Origin of the sequence: Rothia sp. P4278 (assembly GCF_048512945.1) — a bacterium.
Lineage (GTDB): Bacteria > Actinomycetota > Actinomycetes > Actinomycetales > Micrococcaceae > Rothia.
Genome location: NZ_JBLXXU010000002.1, coordinates 375,651 through 397,937 on the forward strand (window position 1 = coordinate 375,651; position 22,287 = coordinate 397,937).

At 55.6% G+C, this 22,287-nt stretch carries 20 protein-coding genes; 12 read left to right on the plus strand and 8 right to left on the minus strand.

Features of this window, described 5'->3' with window-relative positions; all coding sequences use genetic code 11:
• Window positions 1-140 precede the first annotated feature (140 nt).
• Together ACN085_RS05805 and ACN085_RS05810 are read right to left on the minus strand one after the other, a co-directional pair.
• On the minus strand, window positions 141-791 hold the full coding sequence (locus tag ACN085_RS05805; RefSeq protein WP_419110879.1) for an ABC transporter ATP-binding protein: 651 nt from the start codon (window positions 789-791) through the stop codon (window positions 141-143).
• A gap of 11 nt (window positions 792-802) precedes the next feature.
• Complete coding sequence (locus ACN085_RS05810; protein WP_419110880.1) at window positions 803-3,004, minus strand: hypothetical protein; 2,202 nt, start codon at window positions 3,002-3,004, stop codon at window positions 803-805.
• 494 nt (window positions 3,005-3,498) lie between these two features.
• Between ACN085_RS05810 and ACN085_RS05815 the strand changes: the two genes are divergently transcribed.
• On the plus strand, window positions 3,499-4,224 hold the full coding sequence (locus ACN085_RS05815; RefSeq protein ID WP_419110881.1) for an HAD family hydrolase: 726 nt from the start codon (window positions 3,499-3,501) through the stop codon (window positions 4,222-4,224).
• A gap of 42 nt (window positions 4,225-4,266) precedes the next feature.
• Window positions 4,267-4,788 (plus strand): hypothetical protein, encoded by a 522-nt coding sequence (locus tag ACN085_RS05820; RefSeq protein WP_419099098.1) that lies wholly within the window; start codon window positions 4,267-4,269, stop codon window positions 4,786-4,788.
• A gap of 149 nt (window positions 4,789-4,937) precedes the next feature.
• On the opposite strand, the gene ACN085_RS05825 is transcribed toward ACN085_RS05820, so the two are convergent.
• From ACN085_RS05825 to ACN085_RS05840, 4 genes are all read right to left on the minus strand, one after another.
• Window positions 4,938-5,594: a methionine ABC transporter permease gene (locus tag ACN085_RS05825; protein WP_419099097.1), complete on the minus strand. Its 657-nt coding sequence runs from the start codon at window positions 5,592-5,594 to the stop codon at window positions 4,938-4,940.
• Window position 5,595: 1 nt separating this feature from the next.
• Window positions 5,596-6,654 carry a methionine ABC transporter ATP-binding protein gene (locus ACN085_RS05830; protein ID WP_419110882.1) on the minus strand — a complete coding sequence of 353 codons (1,059 nt, stop codon included), beginning with the start codon at window positions 6,652-6,654 and terminating at the stop codon, window positions 5,596-5,598.
• A gap of 194 nt (window positions 6,655-6,848) precedes the next feature.
• A complete protein-coding gene (locus ACN085_RS05835; RefSeq protein ID WP_419099095.1) occupies window positions 6,849-7,733 on the minus strand; it encodes a MetQ/NlpA family ABC transporter substrate-binding protein in 885 nt (294 codons plus the stop codon).
• Between the two features lie 227 nt (window positions 7,734-7,960).
• Entirely contained in the window at window positions 7,961-8,761 is an 801-nt protein-coding gene (locus ACN085_RS05840) for a FadR/GntR family transcriptional regulator (RefSeq protein WP_419099094.1), read from the minus strand.
• A gap of 285 nt (window positions 8,762-9,046) precedes the next feature.
• On the opposite strand from ACN085_RS05840, the gene ACN085_RS05845 reads away from it, so the two are divergent.
• The 7 genes from ACN085_RS05845 (at window position 9,047) to ACN085_RS05875 (ending at window position 17,291) form a co-directional block, all read left to right on the plus strand.
• Window positions 9,047-10,648 (plus strand): ABC transporter substrate-binding protein, encoded by a 1,602-nt coding sequence (locus tag ACN085_RS05845; RefSeq protein ID WP_419099093.1) that lies wholly within the window; start codon window positions 9,047-9,049, stop codon window positions 10,646-10,648.
• A 189-nt stretch (window positions 10,649-10,837) separates the two neighbouring features.
• A complete protein-coding gene (locus ACN085_RS05850) occupies window positions 10,838-11,791 on the plus strand; it encodes an ABC transporter permease (protein ID WP_419110883.1) in 954 nt (317 codons plus the stop codon).
• Between the two features lie 2 nt (window positions 11,792-11,793).
• Window positions 11,794-13,773 carry a dipeptide/oligopeptide/nickel ABC transporter permease/ATP-binding protein gene (locus tag ACN085_RS05855; protein ID WP_419099091.1) on the plus strand — a complete coding sequence of 660 codons (1,980 nt, stop codon included), beginning with the start codon at window positions 11,794-11,796 and terminating at the stop codon, window positions 13,771-13,773.
• The gene (locus ACN085_RS05860; protein ID WP_419110884.1) at window positions 13,770-14,636 is read left to right on the plus strand and encodes an ATP-binding cassette domain-containing protein; all 867 of its coding nucleotides are present in this window, start codon (window positions 13,770-13,772) and stop codon (window positions 14,634-14,636) included. The genes ACN085_RS05855 and ACN085_RS05860 overlap by 4 nt, the downstream gene beginning before the upstream one ends.
• A gap of 52 nt (window positions 14,637-14,688) precedes the next feature.
• Window positions 14,689-15,609: a dihydrodipicolinate synthase family protein gene (locus ACN085_RS05865; protein WP_419099089.1), complete on the plus strand. Its 921-nt coding sequence runs from the start codon at window positions 14,689-14,691 to the stop codon at window positions 15,607-15,609.
• A 33-nt stretch (window positions 15,610-15,642) separates the two neighbouring features.
• Window positions 15,643-16,596 (plus strand): ROK family protein, encoded by a 954-nt coding sequence (locus ACN085_RS05870; RefSeq protein WP_419110885.1) that lies wholly within the window; start codon window positions 15,643-15,645, stop codon window positions 16,594-16,596.
• 8 nt (window positions 16,597-16,604) lie between these two features.
• Entirely contained in the window at window positions 16,605-17,291 is a 687-nt protein-coding gene (locus ACN085_RS05875) for an N-acetylmannosamine-6-phosphate 2-epimerase (protein WP_419104212.1), read from the plus strand.
• Window positions 17,292-17,333: 42 nt separating this feature from the next.
• Here the strand turns inward: ACN085_RS05875 and nagB are convergent, their stop codons facing one another.
• Together nagB and ACN085_RS05885 are read right to left on the minus strand one after the other, a co-directional pair.
• The gene (gene nagB / locus ACN085_RS05880) at window positions 17,334-18,143 is read right to left on the minus strand and encodes a glucosamine-6-phosphate deaminase (RefSeq protein ID WP_419099086.1); all 810 of its coding nucleotides are present in this window, start codon (window positions 18,141-18,143) and stop codon (window positions 17,334-17,336) included.
• Window positions 18,144-18,488: 345 nt separating this feature from the next.
• Entirely contained in the window at window positions 18,489-20,198 is a 1,710-nt protein-coding gene (locus ACN085_RS05885) for a long-chain-fatty-acid--CoA ligase (RefSeq protein WP_419110886.1), read from the minus strand.
• A gap of 47 nt (window positions 20,199-20,245) precedes the next feature.
• On the opposite strand from ACN085_RS05885, the gene ACN085_RS05890 reads away from it, so the two are divergent.
• From ACN085_RS05890 to ACN085_RS05900, 3 genes are all read left to right on the plus strand, one after another.
• Window positions 20,246-20,395, plus strand: coding sequence for a hypothetical protein (locus ACN085_RS05890; protein ID WP_419110887.1), 150 nt, complete (start codon window positions 20,246-20,248; stop codon window positions 20,393-20,395).
• 134 nt (window positions 20,396-20,529) lie between these two features.
• Window positions 20,530-21,366, plus strand: a complete 837-nt coding sequence (locus tag ACN085_RS05895) for a hypothetical protein (RefSeq protein ID WP_419110888.1) — start codon at window positions 20,530-20,532, stop codon at window positions 21,364-21,366.
• 192 nt (window positions 21,367-21,558) lie between these two features.
• Complete coding sequence (locus ACN085_RS05900; RefSeq protein WP_419099082.1) at window positions 21,559-22,272, plus strand: LuxR C-terminal-related transcriptional regulator; 714 nt, start codon at window positions 21,559-21,561, stop codon at window positions 22,270-22,272.
• Window positions 22,273-22,287: the final 15 nt, after the last annotated feature.

Genomic DNA, 22,287 nt, shown 5'->3' on the forward strand with positions numbered 1-22,287 from the left:
TATCTCAGGTGTGAGCGATCCCAGCAGGTTTTATCCGGTGTTAGCTTGCTCTAGACTCCGGCCCAGGTATTAAGCCTTGTTACATTTACTAGCATTTAATTCAGAAAATGTAACAAGGCTGGTCTTCACAGGACATTCACCTAATTTGCGCTGAGATCAAAGACCCTGTCACAGCGTTGGGCTACATCCGGATCGTGGGTCACAATAATCAGTGTTTTGCCAAATTCACGGTGTAGCTGAAGCATTTCAGAGATAGAGGCAAGCGCCAGCTCCTTATCAAGGGAGCCCGTGGGCTCGTCAGCAAGGATGAGGTCTCCCGGCTTAAGTAGGCATCTGGCCAGCGCCACACGCTGTTGCTCCCCGCCCGAGAGGGTAGCTACCTTCTGATTAGCAAGATGGCCGATAGAAAGCCTGGCAAGAGTATCTGAAATGCGCTCACGTTTTTCTGTTAGGGGCTCTTTGACGTATTCCATACCGAGCAGAATGTTCTGTATAACAGTTTGGGAAGGAATAAGGGCGAAGCTTTGAAAAAGGTAATTAATGGTGTTGCGACGGAGCATCATTGCCTGGCGGGTACGGACACCGGGAGCGGGGCGACCGGCAATTGTCAGATTGCCGGAGGTAGCGGTTTCGAGTAACCCAATGATATTCAGCAGGGTCGATTTACCGGAGCCTGATCTTCCCACAATTGCTAGTGAGGTACCCTCAGCGACATGTAAGGAGATGCTGTTCAGCACTACTCGGTCGCCAAAGGTTTTAGAAAGATTGGAGACTTCCACAAAGTTTTCCATAGTTCACCTTCCTATGATTCTTTAATGAGGCTCACCATGTTTGAGTAAGCGAATTTTTGAGCAAGTAGGTAGAGGAGTACCGGCTGACCAAGCAGCATGATGAGCGCCAGAATGATACCCACTTGGGAGGAGGCCAACACCATTACCGCTAGACCCCCAAGGTTGGTCAAGATAACCAGTAGATAGGCAGGTTTGAAGGAAGCGAGGAGGGAGTGCCCCAGCAGTCGTAGCACCGCTATCTTATTCCTGTTAAGAAGTGAGTAAATGCCGGTAAAGGCACTCAAAGCCACAGCTACCAAAAGAACCAGCAGCAAGGTCACTGTGCCGAACAGCTGAAGGTACTGCCGAAGGCTTTTCTGCAGACCGGCAACAAAGCTCTCAGAAGAGATAAAGACCGGCTGATTATCTGCCAGACCATACCGTGATAGATAGGCCGCTGATGTGTACTGGTTAACGGCTTCTTCTGACAATTTCACATAGCTATCTGCCAGGCCGGAGGCTGCCAAACTTTCTGATTCGAAATAGGTCATATTTGCTGCGGTTGCCACGTAAATCACTACGTCCCGGCTGCGAAAGTCCTGCCGGGGGTCGGCGCTCCACGTAAAGAGTCCCTCACCGGGAGAATAGCTGTCGAGATAACTTACCGGGTTCTGGGTAAAAGGCGTGCTGATATCTTGCTCTGCTTGCCCCTTCCTCAGAGCTTCGGCTTTCAGCCAACCGCTAATTGAAGCTAGGTCCTCCTGATTAAAGTGATCCGGCAGGAGAAAAACCTGTTGCCCCGCTTCGGCACGCTCTAAAGTCTCTGCCGGTATCTGAAGGCCAATTTTCTGCAGGTAGCTCGGGGAAGCCGCCATGTACCAGAATTCTCTGGTGGGTACTTCTTCCCCAAGTTCTCTCCATTGCTGAAGCAACTGCTGATCGACGTAGTAGGTATTGACCAATGAAACACCGCTTTCGTTCTCTATCGATGCATACCAACGGTAAAAATCTGCAGCGTATTCGGTGGACTGACCGGTAAAGCTCGTACTGTCAGAGCCCGCGCTTTGGGAGTAAAGAATATACTCATCGGCAACCCGGCCCCATTCCCTCTGCACCGTAGCAGTCTTCTCTACTTCTTTGAGAGGACCATCAAGGTAGGAAGCTGTGATATAAAGCCCTGCACTGGTAGCGACAAAAGCCCCTGCCAGCATGAAGGCAAAAAGCTTTTGCGGTGTGTAGCCCCGAACCGCATGGATGGGCTTCATGCCAATAACTACCAGCGAGGAGAGCAAAAAGCTCAAGACCGTGATAAAGACCGTAGCTCCAAAGGGGTAAAAGAGGGCAGGGAGCATCTCCACGCTAAATCCAAAGCTGTGGAGGGTCAGCCAGCTACCGAAGAGAGTAATCAGTAAGGCTGGGAGGAGGCAGTATAGGATGGGTTTGAAGAGATTAATCAGGTAATCAGTTTTTGACCAGCCCAGAATGAGGTAGGTACCCAGTTCTTTTGCTCCCTGGGTGACATAGATGAAAAAGACCAGGGTCAGCAAAAGAGCTAAGGACAGCACCGCAAGGGTAACGAATACAGGTAGAAGACCTGCGTCCTTAGCATGACCAGATAGTGGGGTCAGCAGGTTTTCTTCGCTACTACCGGTGAGGGTAGAAAGACCGCTCACAAAATCAGCAAATTCCTCTTCACCGAGGCCATACACGGTATAAGAGCCGTTAATAGTACCGGTTTCTTCCACTAGGTCGCTCAGCTTCCCCAGGCTAAAACCGGGAGCAAAGGTGACCTCGGGTAAAGTCTCCAGAGTATCTTCTGAAACCTTATAGAGACCCAGAGTTTTTCCCTCTTCTGCGGCCAGAAGCTCCGTTAGATTTTCCCTGTTTAAAATACTGATGCCCAGGTAGTCCAGTTCCGGTACAGAAGTTAGATGAGCTCTATCAGCCAGGACACCCCAATGGGTGCCCGCCGCTGAGCCGTCCACCGCTGAGAGTTTGTCATCGGCCCGTACCAGAAAAGCCTGCCGGCGAGTAGTTTCTGTCTCTAGGTAGCTCTGTACGACAGCAGTGTTTCCAGAACTAACACCGGAAAGAGTAAAGTGTTTTCCCTCAGCTAGATAGCCTTCAAGAGTAGCGGTATAGGCATCTGCTCTCACCAAGGCGAAAAGGGCGGCGCTGGCTACAGCCAGTAAGAGCACAAGAGCACAAGCACAATATTTAAGAGTATGCCGCATGGTGTCATTATCTCCTTGTACTATTTAATTAGCCGCGACAATTCCAATAAGCAGTTGCTTGACCAAGACCAACATACTGGCTCGCCGAGGCAAGCACACCAGGCCTCTTCCACCCTGAAAAAGTGGTATTAGCAGTCGCTGAGTGGTCATACACTCCACTCTGCACATTGGAATAGCTATTCACACCCCAGCTACGACCATGATCCCAGCTCACAGCGCTACCTTTGTAATAAACAGTAGCCGCTTCAGCTACAGTGCTGGCACCCATCATAGCCGTCACTGCAAGCACCACTCCTGCGGTAGCCTTCAACATTTTATTCCTCATAACGATCACTTCCTTGTGATCAACAGTGAGACAACAACACCATGCGTGAGATAAAAATAACAAACAAAAGTGATTTACGCAATATTTCTACATGTTTTTCTTTCATATCTCCGGATGGCTGGGGTACGCCATCTGTCACCATGGCCTAGCAATGTGAGAGCATGGAACTATGTTTGAGTTCTCCTTAAGCCCCGACTGGGCACCGCGTTGTGCTGTCTTTGACTGTGACGGCGTCATTCTGGATTCCGAAACCACATGGGGACAGATCCAAGGCCAGGTCTTTAAAGGCTGGGGAGTCGATTACACCCCTGAGCTTCAAGCTTCCCTGGTCGGCTACACTGCCTACGACGTTGCCCGCCGCCTAGCAGAACTCTCCCAACCTGCAGGCCTCACAGACCTGGGTAAGCAGGAGCACTACCAGCAGGTACTCACCGATCTCCTAGCCACCGAACGTGCCACCATCGAAGCCGGAGTCGATGAGATTCCCGGAGCCATTGCCCTGATCAAAAAACTGGCTCAGCACATTCCCGTAGCGGTAGCCTCCAACTCAACAGCACCAGTCCTCGAAACAAAAATCCGGGCCGCAGGCCTATCAGATGTCCTCACCACCTGGGTTTCCTCCGACGACGTGGCCAAGGGCAAACCAGCGCCCGACATCTACCTGGAAGCTGTCCGCCGTCTGGGTGGAAGGCCAGAGCTGACCCTCACCCTTGAAGACTCCGTTGCAGGCCTCACCGCAGCTATTGCCGCAGGTACTCAGCCCCTTGTCTACCTGGGTGAACCCACCGATAAACCGCTCTTGCTTACCGCCGGTGTGGGCCGCTGCGACTCCTTCACCGACCCCCAGCTCCTGGCGCAGGTAGAGCGCTGGTTTTCTACCGGGTCACCTCAGTAAACTAGAGCCAACACTTTTGCCCGCCAGCGCAAGGAGCAGGTCATGAACCACAAGGATTCCCAGAGCAAGCCCTCCCGCTACGGTAGGCGGCTTGAGGACCTCTCCGAAGACGAGCGCGCCTACTATCGGGAGTTCCTCCCCCCGCAGGCCACCCCCACTCCCCCGGCTCAGCAGCTGCCCCCGCTTAAACCTGCCCGGCAGGCTAAGCCCCGCACCAAAAACCCTTGGTATTGGGCGCCCCATTTACTCACCGCTATCGCCGTCGTTTTGGGGCTCATCTCCTTCCTGGTCATCCCCGAAGTCTACAGCCATGTAAGTGCTGACCTTCGCCGCAACTACGTCATCCTGTGGGCTGAGCTGGCTATGTTCTTCTTGCTCCTTGCCGCCCTGCTCTACGGTATTTTTGCGCTGGCCGCCTGGAGTGATCACGATGATGTAGACGACGACAGGCTCATTCGCCCCACCGACTACGCCGAGCAGCTCTGGGAAAAAGAGATAGAGCACAAGCGGGGCAAAGGCCCAGGAGATCTCTACGATTCGTCGTGGATTAGCGGTAAAAAGTAAGACGCACCTTTAAAAATATCTACCCCGCACCGAGGTGCGGGGTAGATATACGGTTAGGGTTTCTTGCGCCTGTCAGCAGGCTGGCACTCGGCTTAGAAGAGGCTCAGCTGGCCGTTTCTCAGGCGCTTACCTGTTCACGACCGGCAAGCTCATCGGCGCATGACTTTACGGGCCAGCATATTACCAACCAGCTGAATAAGCTGAACCAGAATAATAATGACCGCAACAACGCTCCAGGTCACAACCTCGTTGAAGCGCTGGTAACCATCGACCAGGGCAACCTTACCCAGGCCACCACCACCAATGTAACCGGCCATAGCCGACATATCGACCACGCCAATCACCAAGAAGGTATAACCCAGAATCAGGGGGCCAAGAGCCTCGGGAATCATCACGGTCAGCAAGATACGGGGCTTTGATGCCCCCATTGCACGGGCCGCTTCAATCACGCCAGGATCAATAGAGACCATGTTCTGCTCAACGATACGGGCAATAGCAAAAGTTGCGCCAAAGACCATAGCGAAGATAGCGGCGTTCACGCCCAAGCGGGTCCCCACGATAGCCTGAGTGAGCGGCCCCAAAGCCGCCAACAGAATAATGAAGGGAATAGGGCGGACAACGTTCACCACAATATTCAGCACAATGTTGACACAGCGGTTAGCCAAGATATTGCCCTGGCGGGTGGTGTACAGCAAGACCCCAAAGAAGAGGCCCAGCGCACCGGCCACCAGCATGGTGAAGCTGACCATGTAGAGGGTATCACCCAGGGCAGGGAGCAGTTTGCTGTTAATAAATGTTGCGTCCATGCTAGCGGACCTCCTGCACACGGGTGACGGTCTTAAGTTCAGCGATAACAGCGTCCAAGCTGGTTACATCGCCAAGAAGTTCAAGAGTTAGGTTGCCGTAGCTCTTACCCTGCAAGGTCTCCAATCCACCCTGCACAATGTTGAAGGAAACATTGCGGCTCCCCAGGTAAGAAAGGACCTTACCGATACCCTTATTACCCTCAGTAATTTCAATGTTAATGAGGTACCCGCGGTGACGCTTCTTAAGTTCAGCGGCTTGGGCACCAACGGGAAGAGACTTGACCGCGGTACCCACAAAACGCTGGGCGGTGACGGTCTGAGGAGCCGAAAAAACGTCGTAGACATTGCCGCTTTCAACGACCCTGCCCTTCTCCATGACAGCCACACGGTCAGCGATAGATGAGACAACATCCATCTCGTGGGTAATCACAATAACGGTGATACCCAGCTCCCTATTGACTTTCTTGAGCAGCTCAAGGACCTCAGCGGTGGTCTCAGGGTCGAGGGCGCTGGTTGACTCGTCAGCCAGCAAAAGTGAGGGAGAGGTCGCTAGAGCACGGGCAATACCCACACGTTGCTTCTGACCGCCTGAAAGCTGATCGGGGTAGTTCTTAGCCTTATCCGAAAGACCCACAAACTCTAGGAGCTCCGCTACACGGGTAGTACGCTTAGCCTTATCCCAGCCCGCAACGATCAGGGGAAACTCGACGTTACCCGCCACCGTGCGAGAGTGCATGAGATTGAACTGCTGGAAAATCATACCAATGTTGGTTCGGGCCTGGCGGAGCTGGGACTCACGCTTACCGGCAATCTCTAGACCATCCACGGTCAAAGAACCACTGGTGATACTTTCCAAGCCATTAATCAGGCGAACAAGGGTCGATTTACCGGCACCGGAGTAACCAATGATGGCGAAGATTTCGCCTTTGTTGATGGTCAGATCAACATCGTCTACTGCGGTAACGGTCTTCTTACCGACCTTAAACTCTTTGGTCACTTTCTTCAGCACAACCATAGGCTCGGAGGCCTGGTTGTCTGGTACTGCTCGTTGTTGGGTCATCTCTTCTTCTTTGTAAGGTTTGGGAGGGCAGCTACCCCATCACGGAGAAACCTCAGGGGAAACAGGAATAGGTAAAGCGGCAACCGCCCTAGCCTAGTCCAACATTCTGCCCCGGAGGGGCAAAAAGTCTAGCCTACCCCAAGTTGGTTGCCGCCCTTATTGCCTGCATCACGCTGTGTGATTAAAACCGAGGACTACTGCTTACGCTTCTTAGCTTCCAGGTCGGCAAGGGTTGAACGCAGGTCTGCCAAATCGGTGTTAACCTCAACTGCGGTTCCCTCAGTCTCTTCCTGGACAGCTGCCAGAACCTCATCGCTGTGGAAGAGTTCTACGATCTTCTTGTAGGTTTCGTTATCAGCGTCATCTGCGCGGGAGACGAAGAGGTTGACGTAGGGGCGAGCGCTGTCGTTAGCGGGGTCGTCCTGAGCCAGAGCGTCCTTGGGGTTAAGCCCAGCATCTTTCAGGAAGTCATTGTTGATGACCGAACCGTCCACTGATTTGAGAGCAAGAACGGTCTGAGCGGCATCAACGGGGGTGACTTTAACCTTAGAGTCAGCGGTGTCTACATCGTCCACGGTGGGTGAATCGGTGTCTTTGGTGAAGGACACAAGACCGTTAGCCTCAAGCAGAAGAAGAGCGCGAGCTTCATTAACGGTGTCGTTGGGGATAGCGATTTCAGCGCCCTGGGGCAGTGCAGAAATGGAATCGTGCTTCTCAGAGAAGAGAGCCATGGGGTAGATCACGGTGGGGCCAACAATCTGCAGGTTGTCGTTGGCCTCAACGTTGTAGTTGGAGAGGTAAGCGATGTGCTGGAACCAGTTGAGGTCAATTTCACCGGTACTGAGCGCGGGGTTGGGCTGAGTGTAATCGGAGAACTCAATAATCTCGATATTGATGCCCTCAGCCTTGGCCACTTCGACCAGCTTGGCGTTGGAGTCAGATGCGCCGACAACACCGATCTTGATAACATCATCGGCTGATGAAGCGGAGGCAGGAGACGCTGAGTCTGATGATGAGCCGCAGGCTGCAAGACCAAATGCGAGGGGTACGAGAGCCAAAGTGGCAACAAATTTCTTCACGGCTATGAATCTTTCTGTTGGGAAAATTGATGGGTGCGGCCACGATTCAGCGTTTTACCGGGGGCTGTTGGCTGATGTGGTTTCGGACGCTGGTTTCAGCGACTCTTCTATTAGAACACTCCACAATGGTCAGGCTAGAAATCAGCCCAAAATTGGGTCATATTTCACCTATCTGTAAGCAACAAAAAGTTACACCGTAACAGTGCGTCATAAAAGGTATATAGGAGTTAGCCTTCTGCCAACCAGTTGGCCTGCCAAGAGGTCAGTCTCTCGCGGATACCCACAAAGTGCTCTCTCATCAGTTCGGTTGCCGCATCGGCATCTCGGTCCCTAATAGCTTCATAGAGCCGCAGGTGGGCTTCCAGCAGGGTGCAGGTCTGTGCTTCATCCAGTGGGGCAACGGTATCGAGTAGGCCGGCAATATTGTTGTAAACCTGCCAGAAGATATCCAGTAGTTTGGACAGCAATTCGTTACCCAAGGGCGCAAAGATAGCAGCATGGAAAGACTGATCTGATTCTGCCAGCCAGACCCCGTTGTGGACGCTTTCTTCCATTGCGTCATAGGACTGTTTGACACGTTGGAGCTGTTCTTCGGTCATCACCGGAATAACGGCGCGTAACAATCCAACTTCAAGAGCCTCCCGGACCTCCACCAGTTCCAGAGCCTCTTGGCCACCGTGGTAGAGCGCTAAACAGCCTCGAAAGCTCAGGCCTCGCGCCATAGAAATAAGGACCTGACCACCGACAAAGGTTCCAAAGCCGTGGCGAACCTCCACAATCCCCAGCGCTTCTAGAACCTTAAGAGCTTCACGAATGGAGTTTCGCCCCACACCTAGTTCATCGATCAGTTCCTGTTCGCTGGGCAGGGGGTCCCCCTGGCCTAACTGCCGCTTAAAAATTAGCGAAATTATCTCATTCTGGAGCTGCTGTTGGCGTTTCTGCGCGGCGCTGCGGTGCACCCCCTCAGGGTGGAGAAAACCAAGGTCAGGGACGTATGGGGCGGGAGGAAGAGAGTCGTGGCTGTTCATAACGTGCTCTTTTCAGTGTGTTGATATTGAGGGCACCCAAAACACTATCCGGCAGGACTACTTCCACCGGATCCTTCTACTACTGTAGGAGCCCTTGCCACCCAGGGACAGTTTCCATCCGCAAGGTAAGAGGGTGGCGTCATATTTTGATGACTTTTCCTGCCCAGCTTGACCGATTTGGATACCCATCACTACCATACAAGATATAGGTAGGACATCCTACCTCTACCTTATTTTTATCACCCCCTCCCTACCAGGAGCGCAGCCCGAAGGAGTGCGACATAGATGTCACAGCTCACCCAGGTAAAAGAATTTGATACCTCCCGCCGTAGCTTTTTCAAAATCGCCGGTGGAATCAGCGCAGCAACAGCTTTCGCCGCATCCATTGCCGCATGCGGTGGCTCATCTAGCCAATCATCCGGCTCAGCCGCTGGCAAAGAAAACAAAGACGGCTCCATCACCGCAGCAATTGCCTACGATGTGTCCACCACCTTCGATCCCTCTCAGGCATCGGGTGCGGCTCCCTTCGCAGCCAACCTGCACATCTTCGAAGGCCTCTACGGTCTGGACCCGGCAACCCGTGAACGCTACAACGCACTAGCAACCGGTGACCCCGAAGTTGTTGACGAAACCACCTATCGCGTCAGCCTCCGAGAGGGTGCTACCTTCCACGACGGTGCAGCAGTTACTGCCAAGGATGTCGTTGAAACCTTTAAGCTCTACACCTCCGAGGAATCTCTCTTTAGCCAGTTCCTCTACTTCATCGACGGAGTAACCGCAGTCGATGACAGCACCGTAGAGTTCAAGCTCAACCAGGCTTTCCCCCTCTTTGCTGACCGTATCTCCCTGGTTAACATCATGCCGGCCAGCGCTAGTGCCGACCTTGAAGCATTCGGTGCTAAGCCCATTGGCTCAGGCCCCTACAAGTTTGTCTCAGCTACCAAGGGTGACCACATTGCCTTTGAACGCTACGACGACTACAACGGCCCCCGCCCTGCCCTGGCTAAGACCATGAAGTGGCTCATTCTTTCTGAATCTTCAGCCCGCGTCACCGCCATGAGCTCACAGCGAGTTCAGGCTATCGAGTCAGTGCCCTACGACAATATCCCGGTCCTGGAAAAGACCAACGGCGTTACCGTGGAGTCAGTTCAGTCCTTCGGTCTGCTCTTCATGATGTTCAACTGCCAAAAGGCTCCCTTCGACAAGAAGGAAGTCCGCCAGGCACTCTTCTACGCAATCGACATGGACAAGGTCATCTCCACCGGTCTGCTGGGCAACGCCACCGCAGCCACCTCCTTCCTGCAGAAGGAGCACCCCGACTATGTTGAGGCTTCCACCGTCTACACCTACGACAAGGCCAAGGCCCAGCAGCTCCTTAAGGATGCAGGTGTGGATAAGCTCTCCATCACCCTGCGCACCACCGACCACGACTGGGTCAAGCAGTGCGCCCAGCTGGTTCAGGAATCCCTCAAAGATGCCGGTATTGAGGTTGCCCTAGAAGACTCACAGTCTTCCTCCCTCTACTCCGACTTTGTCGATAGCGGCGACTTCGATGTGGTCCTGGCCCCCGGCGATCCCTCGGTCTTCGGCAATGACCCCGACCTGCTTCTGTCCTGGTGGTACCGCGGTGCTACCTGGCCTGAGAAGCGCTTCCGCTGGTCCTCCACCCCTGAATACGCCGCCCTGCAGAGCGCAATGTCTGCCGCGGTCACATCAGAGAAGCCCGACTGGAAGGCCTGCCTGGACATCGTGGCAGAGAATGTACCCCTCTACCCCCTCTTCCACCGCAAGCTGCCCACCGCGTGGGCTACCGACAGCCTGGTTGACTTCAAGCCGCTCCCCACGACCGGCCTGTCATTCCTGAATGTCGGCACCACCCAGGCTTAGCCTGGGATCCGTGAGCGGGCTCCCCCTCCACACATGATTTGAACCGCTCACAGTAATCGCTCATTGAGCACCTGGTTGCCTGCCCGCCCGGCCCCTAGGCCGGTAGCGGGCAGGCTCAGCCAGCCCTGGCGCCTCACCGTGCGCTAGCCACACCCACCTCGTTCTTTCTCTTGCAGGGAGTGACTCTCCGTGTCAAACTTTCTTAGGCTCCTCGGCAGACGCCTGGTAGCCCTGCCCATCATGATTTTGGGCGTTACCCTTCTTGTCTTCATCATTCTCCAGTTCACTCCTGGTGACCCCGCCACTATTGCCCTGGGCGAAGGCGCATCGGAAGAAGCTAAAGAAGCCTACCGAGACTCGCACGGTCTCAATGACCCGCTCTATGTCCAGTACTTTGCCTTCCTGGCACGGCTAGCTCACTTTGATTTGGGTATGACTACCCCACCCGCTCAGCCTGTTATTGACCAGATTAAGGTCGCTTTCCCCACAACCTTGCAGTTGACCTTCCTGGGGGTTATCATCGCTGCTGTGGCTTCCTTGGTCCTTGGCGTTGTTGCCGCCCTTTACCGCGATCGCTGGCCCGATCAGCTGATCCGTGTGCTGTCCATGGCCTCCATCGCCACTCCTTCCTTCTGGCTGGGTATCCTCATGATTCAGTACTTTGCTCTGGGCCTGGGCTGGTTCCCCACAGGTGGTTCCGCACCGGCAGGTAGCGGATTTGGCACCTGGCTTTTGCACATGTTCCTTCCGGCAGTGGCTCTTGCTGTGCCCGTCAGCGCATCGCTGACCCGAACCGTTCGTACCTCCATGGTGGAAGAACTCGACAAGGACTACGTACGCACCGCTATCGGTAACGGTGTCCCCCGCAAGGAAGTTATTACCAAGAACGTACTCCGTAACGCCCTCATCACCCCGGTCACCGTGCTGGGCCTGCGCATTGGCTACCTCCTGGGCGGCGCGGTCGTCATCGAGATGATCTTCTCCCTCAATGGCATGGGCAACCTCATCTTTATCGGTATCACCGGTAACGACATCAACCTTGTCCAGGGCGTTGTACTAACCATCGCCATCACCTTTGTTCTGGTCAACATTGTCGTTGACCTGCTCTACCTGCTCATCAACCCACGAATCAGGAGCGTCTAATCATGCGTAGCGGACTCGCAGAACGCCTCTCAGCACCGGGCATCCGATTCAAGGCGCTCCCCGCTAGCTCAAAGCTAGCTCTCACATTCATCGCCCTTATTGCCCTGGTTGCGCTCTTGGCACCCTGGCTAGCTCCTCACGATCCGCTAGCCTCCACCGGCGCACCGATTGGTGCACCCAACTCTGAGTACCTCTTTGGTACCGACCGTCAGGGCCGCGATATTCTCTCCCGCCTCATGTACGGTGCCCGCGCTTCCCTGCAGGTAGGCCTCGGTGCTGTTGCCCTGGCACTGATTATGGGTGGAATCCTGGGCTCACTTGCAGCAACCAGCTCTAAATTTGTTGCAGAAGTCATCATGCGCATCATGGATGTGCTCATGGCCTTCCCCGGTATCGCTCTGGCCGCTGTCTTGCTGGCCTCCCTGGGCAACTCTGTTGGGACTATTATCTTCGCTATTGCGGTGGTCTACACCCCGCAGCTAGCCCGCGTTGTCCGCGCCCAGGTGCTGGCAGCCTGGGACGAGGACTACGTCCGTGCAGAGCGCGTTATGGGTGCCCCCCGCTTCTACATCCTGCTCAAGCACGTGGTACGCAACACCATCGCCCCGGTGCTTGTTTTTGCAACCGTTATGGTGGCCGACGCTATTATCTTGGAGGCTTCGCTGTCCTTCCTCTCCGCCGGTGTACGCCCCCCTGAGCCTTCCTGGGGTAACGTCATCGCAGACGGTCGCGCTATCGTACTAGCAGGCGGCTGGTGGGCCACCACCTTCGCAGGTGGCGTTATCTTGCTCACCGTGCTGGCACTTAACGTGCTCTCTGAGGGCATGACCGATGCCATGGTGAACCCCAAACTCCGCCGTAAGGTCAAGATCGAAGAAAATAATGAACAGCCAACCGCCCAGGCTCTAGCGGCATCTGCGGCCCTAACCGTACGTGACCGCAAGGCTAGCGCTGAGCTTGAAACTGTTCTGCAAAAACTCAAAATGACTGAAAGCCGCAGGGAAGACCGCCTCATGGCAGATCCTTCAGCTCGAGTCATACTTGAGGTCAAAGACCTTTCTATCTATTTCCCTGAGCGGTTTGGCGACACCCCCGTGGTTGACCGCGTTTCCTTCACCGTCACCGAAGGCCAAACTATGGGCTTGGTCGGTGAATCAGGTTCCGGTAAGTCCATCACCTCACTGGCTATCATCGGCTTACTTGACCGTAAGGCCAAGATCACCGGCTCCGTCCTCTTTGAAGGTCAGGAACTGGTCGGTGCCAGCGAAGCCGAGTTCCAGAAGCTCCGCGGTGCCGTGATTTCCATGGTCTACCAGGACGCCCTGAGCTCTCTGAACCCCTCCATGCTGATCAAGGACCAGATGGAGCAGCTCACCCGCCGTGGCGGCCGCAAGAGCCCCGAAGAACTCCTCCGCCTGGTCAAACTTGACCCGGAGCGTACTCTAGCCTCCTACCCGCATGAGCTATCTGGTGGTCAGCGTCAGCGTGTTCTCATCGCCATGGCACTCTCCCGCTCCCCCAAGCTGGTTATTGCCGATGAGCCCACCACCGCACTCGATGTAACCGTGCAGGCAGAAGTAATCGACCTGCTCAATGAGCTGCGTGAGCAGCTGGGCTTCGCCATGATCTTCGTGTCCCACGACCTGGCCTTGGTAGCCCAGGTAGCCCATCGTATCTCGGTTATGTACGCGGGCCAGATTGTAGAAGCCGGCGCAACCAGCCAGCTCTTGACCAACCCCCAGCATGAATACACTCGCGGCCTTCTGGGAGCAGTGCTTTCTATCGAGTCCGGGGCGGAACGGCTCTACCAGATTCCCGGTACCGTGCCCTCACCCTCAGATTTCTCAGCAGGGGACCGCTTTGCACCCCGTTCACTTCGACCCGATGCCGACCCCGAGCAGAAGCTGGTCTTCACGCCTGTTGAAGGCGACAGCGACCACCTCTGGGCATCCCACCTCACCACCGCACAGGAGACAGCATGAGCAACCCAGCTGTAACCCCCGCAGACAAGAGCCTGCTCAATACCACCGGCCGGGCTGCAGTGAGCCGTGTCAGTGAGCCCATCATTGAGCTCAAGGACGTCCAGGTTCACTACCGAGCCCGTAGTGGCGGTATTCTCAAGCCCACTATCGTCAAGGCTGTTGACGGGGTAAACCTCACGGTTCGCCGCGGTGAAACCATCGGCCTGGTCGGTGAGTCTGGGTGTGGTAAATCCACCCTGGCCTCTGTGATTGTGGGCCTGCAAAAGCCCACCGGCGGTGACGTCCTCTTCAAGGGTAAGAGCGTGCTCAAGCGCAATGCTGCCCTGCGTAAAGAGTTCGGTTCCGATGTCTCGATCGTCTTCCAGGACCCGGCCACTGCGCTCAACCCCCGTATGACCATCCAGGACATCCTCAAGGATCCCCTTGATGTGCACGGCATTGGCGATAAGTCAGGCCGTGACCGCCGAGTGCGTGAGCTCCTGGCGCTGGTGGGTCTACCCGTTTCCGCCGCCGATGCTCTGCCCTCCCAGATTTCTGGTGGTCAGCGTCAACGCGTAGCAATTGCCCGCGCCCTGGCTCTGGAACCCAAGATTATTGTGGCCGATGAGCCCACCAGTGCGCTGGATGTGTCGGTGCGTGCCCAGGTGCTCAACCTGCTCTCAGACCTTAAAGAAGAGCTCTTCTTGGGTATGGTCTTCATCTCCCACGATATCCAGACCGTTCGCTACGTCTCAGACCGTATCTGCGTCATGAACAAGGGCAACATCGTCGAAGAGGGGACCGCCGAACAGGTCTTTGATACCCCCAGCCAGGATTACACCCGCACCCTCTTAGGGGCTGCACCCACTCTGCTCCACGTCTAAAAGAGACAGCGGCTTTCAACTCAATAATTTAATATTCCAGGAGAAGAATCACATGAGCTCCCCGCTTTTTTCCGGCCTTATCCCGCCACTTCTAACTCCCCGTTCCGCCGACGGCACCCTCGATTTGGGCTCCCTGGAGCGACTGATTAACCACCTGATCGAAGGCGGTTCACACGGTATTTTTGCCCTGGGTTCATCCTCTGAGGTGCTTTACCTAACCAATGCTGAGCGAGAAAAAGTGCTCCGCACCTGTGTAGAGACCATTGCAGGGCGAGTCCCTCTCATTGTCGGAGTTAACGACATGACCACAGCCCGTGTTATTGACGAAGCCCAGCGCCTGCTTGCTATTGGTGGCGACGCGATTGTGGTCACCAGCCAGTTCTACGCTGTAGATAATACCTTTGAAGAAGACCGACACTTCCGCGCTATCGCTGATGCTGTAGATGTACCGGTCTTCGCCTACGACGTTCCGGTACGCACCAAGCAGAAGCTCCCCCTGGGCTTGCTGGTTCAGCTGGCCAAGGACGGCGTAATTGCCGGTGTTAAAGACTCATCCGGTGATGACGTTGCTTTCCGCCAGCTCGCGCTTGCAACCGCTGATATTGAGGGCTTCGCCGCCTTTACAGGTCATGAGGTGGTCTGCGACGGTGCTCTGCTCTCAGGTGCGGCAGGCCTCGTACCGGGCCTAGGCAATGTTGACCCTGCAGGCTACCGTCGTCTCTTTGATGCGGCTCAGGCCGGGGATTGGGAGAGCGCCCGCAAGGAGCAGGACCGCCTAGCCAAGCTCTTTGACATTGTTTTCGTTCAGACCCCCAGCGTCTCAGGCGGAGCGGCTGGCCTGGGTGCTTTCAAGACCGCACTACAGATCATGGGAGTCATTGAATCAAACACAATGTCTCAGCCCATGGAGACACTAGGGTCCGAAGAGGCAGAGCGGATTCGCGCTATCCTTGCCTCAACGGGGCTCCTCTAGGCCGGGTTTAGCACACCCACTGAAGGGACAAGGATGAGTAACCCCCAACACGTCGCCCTGGTCGCTGACCTAGGAGGCACCAAAACCGCGCTTGGCATTGTCAGTTGCACAGGCCAGGTTCTCCACCGTGACCAGATACCCACTTTGGCTCAGGCTGGTGGTACTGAGCTGGCCCGGCACACGGCTGAGGCGCTCAAAAAGCTGGGTGCTACTGCCCGTGAGCTAGGCTATGAGCCCCTTGGGGTGGGTATTGGATCTGCTGGCGTCATTGGCTCCGAGGGGCAGGTCATCACGGCTGCCAACCTGATTAAGGGCTGGAGCGGCACTCCCCTAGCTTCTATTCTCAGTGATGTGACGGGTCTGCCTGCCTACGCGGTGAACGATGTCCACGCTCATGCCTTGGGTGAGGCCTGGCTCGGTGCTTCCGCCGATGCTGAAAGCAGTCTCATGGTGGCTTTTGGCACAGGTGTGGGTGGCTCCTATATTGTGGGAGGCCAGCAACTTCACGGAGCGCATTCCCTTGCGGGACATGTGGGGCACTTCTCATCCCCCTGTGCTCTAGATATTGCCTGCACCTGCGGAGGAGTGGGGCATGTGGAGGCTGTCGCCTCAGGCACCGGCATCGTCAATAGCTATCGCAGGCTGGGCGGACCTACTGAGGTTGAGAGCCTGGTTGAGGTAAAAGAACTTGCTACTACCGGAGATACTCATGCCCAAGAAGCTATTGCGCTAGGTGCGCGGGCAGCGGGTATCGCACTCGGTGACCTGGCAACTATCCTGGACCCCCACCTGATTCTTGTCTCCGGGGGCGTGACTAACCTGGGCGATCTCTGGTGGCAGGGCATGGTGCAGGCCTACCAGCAGGCAGCACTTGGACAGGCTACCGAAACCCGCATTATCTCAGCTTCACTAGGTTCAGATGCCCCGCTTCTGGGGGCGGCAAGCCTGATCCCGGATTTCATTGTCAGAGACTCATCAGGAGGTTAGGATTCACCGTGTTTACAGCTCAAGAACTGATTGATTCGCTTGCAGGCCAGCTCATTGTCTCCTGCCAGGCTTACCCCGGTGAGCCTATGCGCGACCCCCGAACAACCGGGCAGGTAGCGGCTTCTGCAGTGATGGGAGGCGCGGCCGCTGTCCGTGTACAGGGGTTGGCTGATATTCAGTTCACCCGCACCAGCGTTGAGGTCCCGGTCATTGGCCTGTGGAAAGACGGGCATGAGGGTATTTTCATTACCCCCACCTTGCACCATGCCCTGGCAGTAGCCCAGGCGGGTGCCCATGTGGTCGCGCTTGATGGCACTAGGCGTGACCGGCCCGACGGGCTCAGCCTCAAAGAGGTAATTGACGGGGTACACGGGTCGAGCCCATCACTGGTCATGGCAGACTGTGATTCTCTCGAAGCAGCTGTTGCGGCGGCGGAAGCCGGAGCTGATTTTATCGGCACCACCCTGGCAGGCTACACCGATGCCCGCCCCAAGACCGCTGGCCCCGACCTTGAGCTCCTGGAAGCTATTGCCGCACAGGATCTTGGGCTACCGCTTATTGCCGAGGGCCGGATCCATAGCCCGGCTCAGGCTCGGCAGGCTCTGGAGGCTGGTGCCCACGCTGTTGTGGTAGGCACAGCTATTACGCACCCTATTTCTATTACCGGATGGTTTAAGGACGCCCTCCAAGCATAAAAATAGGTGGGGCTACTTTCGAGTAACCCCACCTATTTTTATTTATCCAAGAAATATAGCTGGCTTTTGGAAGTCGGGGATATTTTCTTGCGCAAAACGATAATATTCTGCATTTTTTAATTGGCTGGCTGCGGCCTCATCGACCACGACGGTGACATCTGGGTGCATCTGGAGTATTGACCCCGGGCAGAAGGTGGTGATGGGGCCTTCTGCCATGCCCGCGATTGCGCTTGCCTTGTTGGCTCCGTCTGCGACCAGGACAATCTTGCGGGCTTCCATGATGGTGCCAATCCCCTGGGTTAGGCAGTGTACTGGCACCTGGCTTGCATCGCCGTCGAAGAAGCGGGCGTTATCAGCCACAGTCTTAGGTGCTAGAGTCTTGATGCGGGTGCGTGATACGAGCGAGGAACCGGGCTCGTTGAAAGCTATATGCCCATTGGCGCCTATACCAAGTATCTGCACGTCAACTCCACCTGCGGTCTTGATTTTCTCTTCGTACCGAGCGCATTCAGCATTGATATCCCGAGCCATGCCATCGAGGACATGCACCTTCTGGGAGTCGAGTCCGATTCGCCCAACAATTTGCTGGTTGACGACGCTTCGGTAGGACTCGGGGTGAGAGGGGTCTAGGCCAACGTACTCATCGAGGGCAAAAGCGCTGACAGAGCTAACGTCTAGGCCTGCTTCTACGCGTTCTGCGAGATAGCGGTAGGTAGCCTCTGGGGATGATCCCGTGGCAACTCCCCAGACCGTTGGGCGACCCTGGCGGTTATTGCGTTCCGTCACCATAGCGATTAAAGACGCCGCGTAGGCACCGGCTTGATCCTTTGAATCACAGATAATTATTTCCATATTAATATCTTACGAAAAATATATCTAGAAGCGGCAGAGGGCGCGTTTATGACACCCCGTGACACAAATTTGAAAATTCGCAAGGAATATTTTTAATAATTATTATTCCCCGAGGTTCAGGTCAGAAAAGTAGATAGGGTTTTACTCATCAGGGTAGATAAAGCTGGCTCACCGCGAAGTTGCTGGCTTGGGGTTGGTGTTGGGGGCTGTCTCTCCTTGCTCCTGCCCTGTAGGTGGTGTGGTCGTCTGCTGGCTCGGGGCTGGCGTTTCAGGGTGCAGACGACCACACCGCCTAAGGACACAGAGGGACACACCGCCTAGGGGGACAGCTACCGCAAACCCTGCTTAACGCTGAGCTAGCTCTTCCCTCACCTTGCGGCGCAGGGTCTTACCCAGCATGGAGCGAGGCAGTTCATCGACCTCGTAGTAGTTTTTAGGAACCTTGTAACGGGTCAGTCGCGCGTAGCAGTGCTCTTTAAGTTCTGCGGGGTCTAATGCATATCCTTGGGCCGGGACGATAGCGGCGGTGACAGTTTCGCCTCCGCTAGCATCGGGCATACCCACGACAGCGCAGTCTGCTACGGAGTCGTGTTGTTTAAGGACGTTTTCAATTTCGGAGGGGGAGACGTTGAAGCCACCAGTGATGATGACTTCTTTAATCCGGTCGACGATTTCTATGAAGGAGTCTTTATCGAGACGGACAATATCACCCGTTCGTAGCCAACCTCCCTCCAGCAAGGTATTGCGGGTATCTTCTGCGCGTTTCCAGTAGCCTTTCATCACCTGGGGTCCGCGCACCAATAGTTCACCTTCCTGCCCTTGTTCGAGGTCTTGGAAGGTTTCGGGGTCAACAACGCGGATGTCGGTGGAGGGGAAGGGGATACCGATGGAGCCCGCGCGGCGGGTGGAGTTGAGGGGGTTGCAGGACACCAGGGGTGAACATTCTGAGAGCCCGTAGCCTTCCACAAGCATGCCTCCGGTTGCTTCTTCCCATTCGGTGACCAGTTCGGTGGGTAGGTGCATGGCACCTGAGACTGACCAGCGGATTCCCTGGAGCGAGACTTTGCGCTGTTTTGCTTCGTCGAGCATGCGGCGGTAGATAGGTGGGACGGCAGGCAGGATGGTGGGTGGGGTTTTTTTCATGGCTCGGAAGATGAGGTCCATGTCCACGGTGGGGAAGAGTACCAGTCGTGCTTTGCAGACAGCGGAGATGGTCTGCCCCAGTGTCATGCCGTAGGCGTGGAAGAGCGGGAGCACGGCGTAGATGACTTCGTTACTTCCGGGTTGAATCCATTCTTCGCCCATTCTGCCGTTTGATTCGAGGTTGCGGTGGGTGAGCATGACGCCCTTGGGGAGCCCTGTTGTCCCTGAGGTGTATTGGAGGAGGGCGAGGTCTTGGGCGGTGGGGCGGTGGTGGTCGGCAGCTAGGGGTTGGTTCTTCATGAGCTGGCGCCAGGGTGTGGCGCCGCGTGCGGTTCCTTCGAGCTTTTCGCGTGAGGTTTTCATCTTGCCTATGGGGAGTTTGAGTGCTGCTCGCATGGCAAGTGGCATCTCTTCGATCATGTTGACGGCGTAGATGGTACGGGGGCGGATGTCTGCGGGGAGGGAGCTTATTTTATCTGCGATTTTGTCCCAGACGATGGCGGCTTTTGCTCCGTGGTCTTCAAACATGTGGCGGAGTTCTGCCTCGGTGTAGAGGGGGTTGTGCTCAACGACGATAGCGCCTAATCGGAGAATGGCGTAGAAGGCAACGATGTGCTGGGGGCAGTTGGGGAGGGCGATGGCTACGCGGTCCCCGTGCTGGATACCCGCTTTGCGGAGCCCTTCAGCTACCCGGAGGATCTGGTCACCGAGCTGGGCATAGGTGGTGGTGGAGCCGAAAAATTCGAGGGCAATTTTCTGGGGGGAGGTGCGAACAGCCTCTGCCATGAGGTGGCTCAGTGAGGTTTCAGGCAGCTTCACATCGCGGTGTGTTTCGGGCCGGTAGTTCTTCTGCCAGGGGCGGTGAGCCAGGGGGAAGGTGTCGGTCGTATCGTTATTTTCGGCTACATGCATACACAAGATTGTGCCACAGGGGTGCTTGAGCTGACATACTAAGGGGTATGGCGCAACGTGGAAACAAAGACATCACGACCGAAGAATTTCGGGAGTTGATGAAAGAAATTAACAAACGCATGATACTTGTGGGGCTTGGAGCTATTGCTCTTGGCCTGGTCATTATCGGGTTGGTGTACCTTTTGGGTGGCAACTAGGTGGAAGCCCGGCAGGGACCGTAAGAGTGTCTTTGAGCAGATGACAGCAGGTATGGGTTACCGCCCGGATCAGGAGCGCGTCGAGGTTCTGAGTCTGGTCTAAGTACCCCCTTTTTTTGATAGGTTTACAGGCAATGAGCAGTACAGATCATCGGCAGAGCGGCCAGGAAGATTTTGAGGATTGGGACGCGGTTTTTGAGGACTCAGAATCAACACGCTTGCTCTCTCCCTCGCAGCACCACTACACCGACCGGCTTGAAGAAGATACCAGGCTGCTTGAAACTAGCAGCTACCAGCAGGAGATCCTTTCAGCGACCCGGTCGGGGCAGGCTCCTTACCCTGTGGGCCGGCAACAGGCGCACCCTGCTACCGCTCAACTCCCCCTACCCCATCAGCAAACAGAGGCCGGTTGGGACCATGAGGTTGCTCCCCTACCGTCTGCTCGTGTAGCTGTCTACCGCAGGATTCAGTTCCTACCGGCTATGAGCGGTAGCCTCGTGGCTTATGCTCTGAGCACCGGGCTATTTGCCTTGGTAAGAACCGTCTTCACTGCTGTTGGTATCTCGACCTATAGCAGTCTGACGGGAGGCGCTCTGGCCGTTTCTGTTGCTTCCAGTCAGGGCCAGGCTATTCCTTGGGTAGTTGCAAGTGCTCTTATATGGCTGTTGAGCTTCGGCTGGGCAGGATATGTTGCCACCCGCATGGCTGCGGTAGCACCTACCAGGCAGGCCCTGGGGGTTCTTGCTGTCAGCTTCCTTGCGGCTCTCCTTGCAACCCTGGTGACATGGGCTTCCGCTTGGCTCCCGTCACCGCTTACGCCCAGCTTTGCCTTTCAGCGGCTTCTGGCCCCCGATCTGGCCCTTGGGGCTCTCACAGCGCTAGCCGCAGGGCTACTCGCCGCTATCGGCTCAATGCTGGGCGCGGCTCTGGGAATGAGGTATCGTCGAGCCCTGACAAGTATAAATTCCTAAAATAGCATCAACTTAGGAAGGCTCTAAGTCACCTTAAAAGCCAGGGGTTAAGAGGGGTTAAGAGGGCTTAAACCGGGCTTTAGCTGTAAAATATGTTCGTAATGTAAACAGTCTGCTCATCGCACCCATGCAACCACCGAGCAGCCACCGTCTCAGGTGAGGGTTGCACAGCATACAAGGTAAGTAAGAAATATGAGCGTAGTACGTGTAGGCATTGTCGATGACCATGAGGTAGTCCGCGAAGGTATGCGGGCAGTCGCTGCCGGCGCTAGCGAAATTGAGCTGGTAGCGGCTGCTCCCACTGCAGCTGACCTGCTGGTAGCCTTGGGGCGCAACCTCAATGACCCCTCTCATGCTGATTTGGGAAAGCTGAAGCGTGACTGCGATGTTGTGCTTCTGGACCTCTCACTTCAGGATAAGTCTCGCCCGTCAGAGAATGTTGATATCCTGCAACGGGCAGGCATTAAGGTTCTTATCTTCAGCATCGGAGAAAACCCCGGCCTGATTCGCGAAGCCCTGAAAGCTGGCGCGCTGGGCCTGGTTCGCAAGTCTGAGCCTCTTGAACATGCCCTGGCCGAGGCCAAGAATATCGCAGACGGTAAAGCCGTTGTTACCAAGGAACTTGCCGCCGCTATTGACGGTGACCAGGAGTTCTCTCGCGCTAATCTCTCCCCCCGAGAGCAGGAAACCCTGCGTCTTTATGCCTCCGGCTTTGCACAGGTTCAGGTAGCCCGCCGTATGGGCATTAAGCAGTCTGCGGTTAAAACAAATATTGACCGTATCCGCGAAAAGTACGCTCGTGTTGGTCGCCCGGCCCCCACCAAGATTGACCTGCGTATCCGCGCTATTGAGGATGGCCTGGTAGATACCATGGAAGACACCTCCACCGCAGACCGTCACCTGTAATTCGCTCACCCCTGT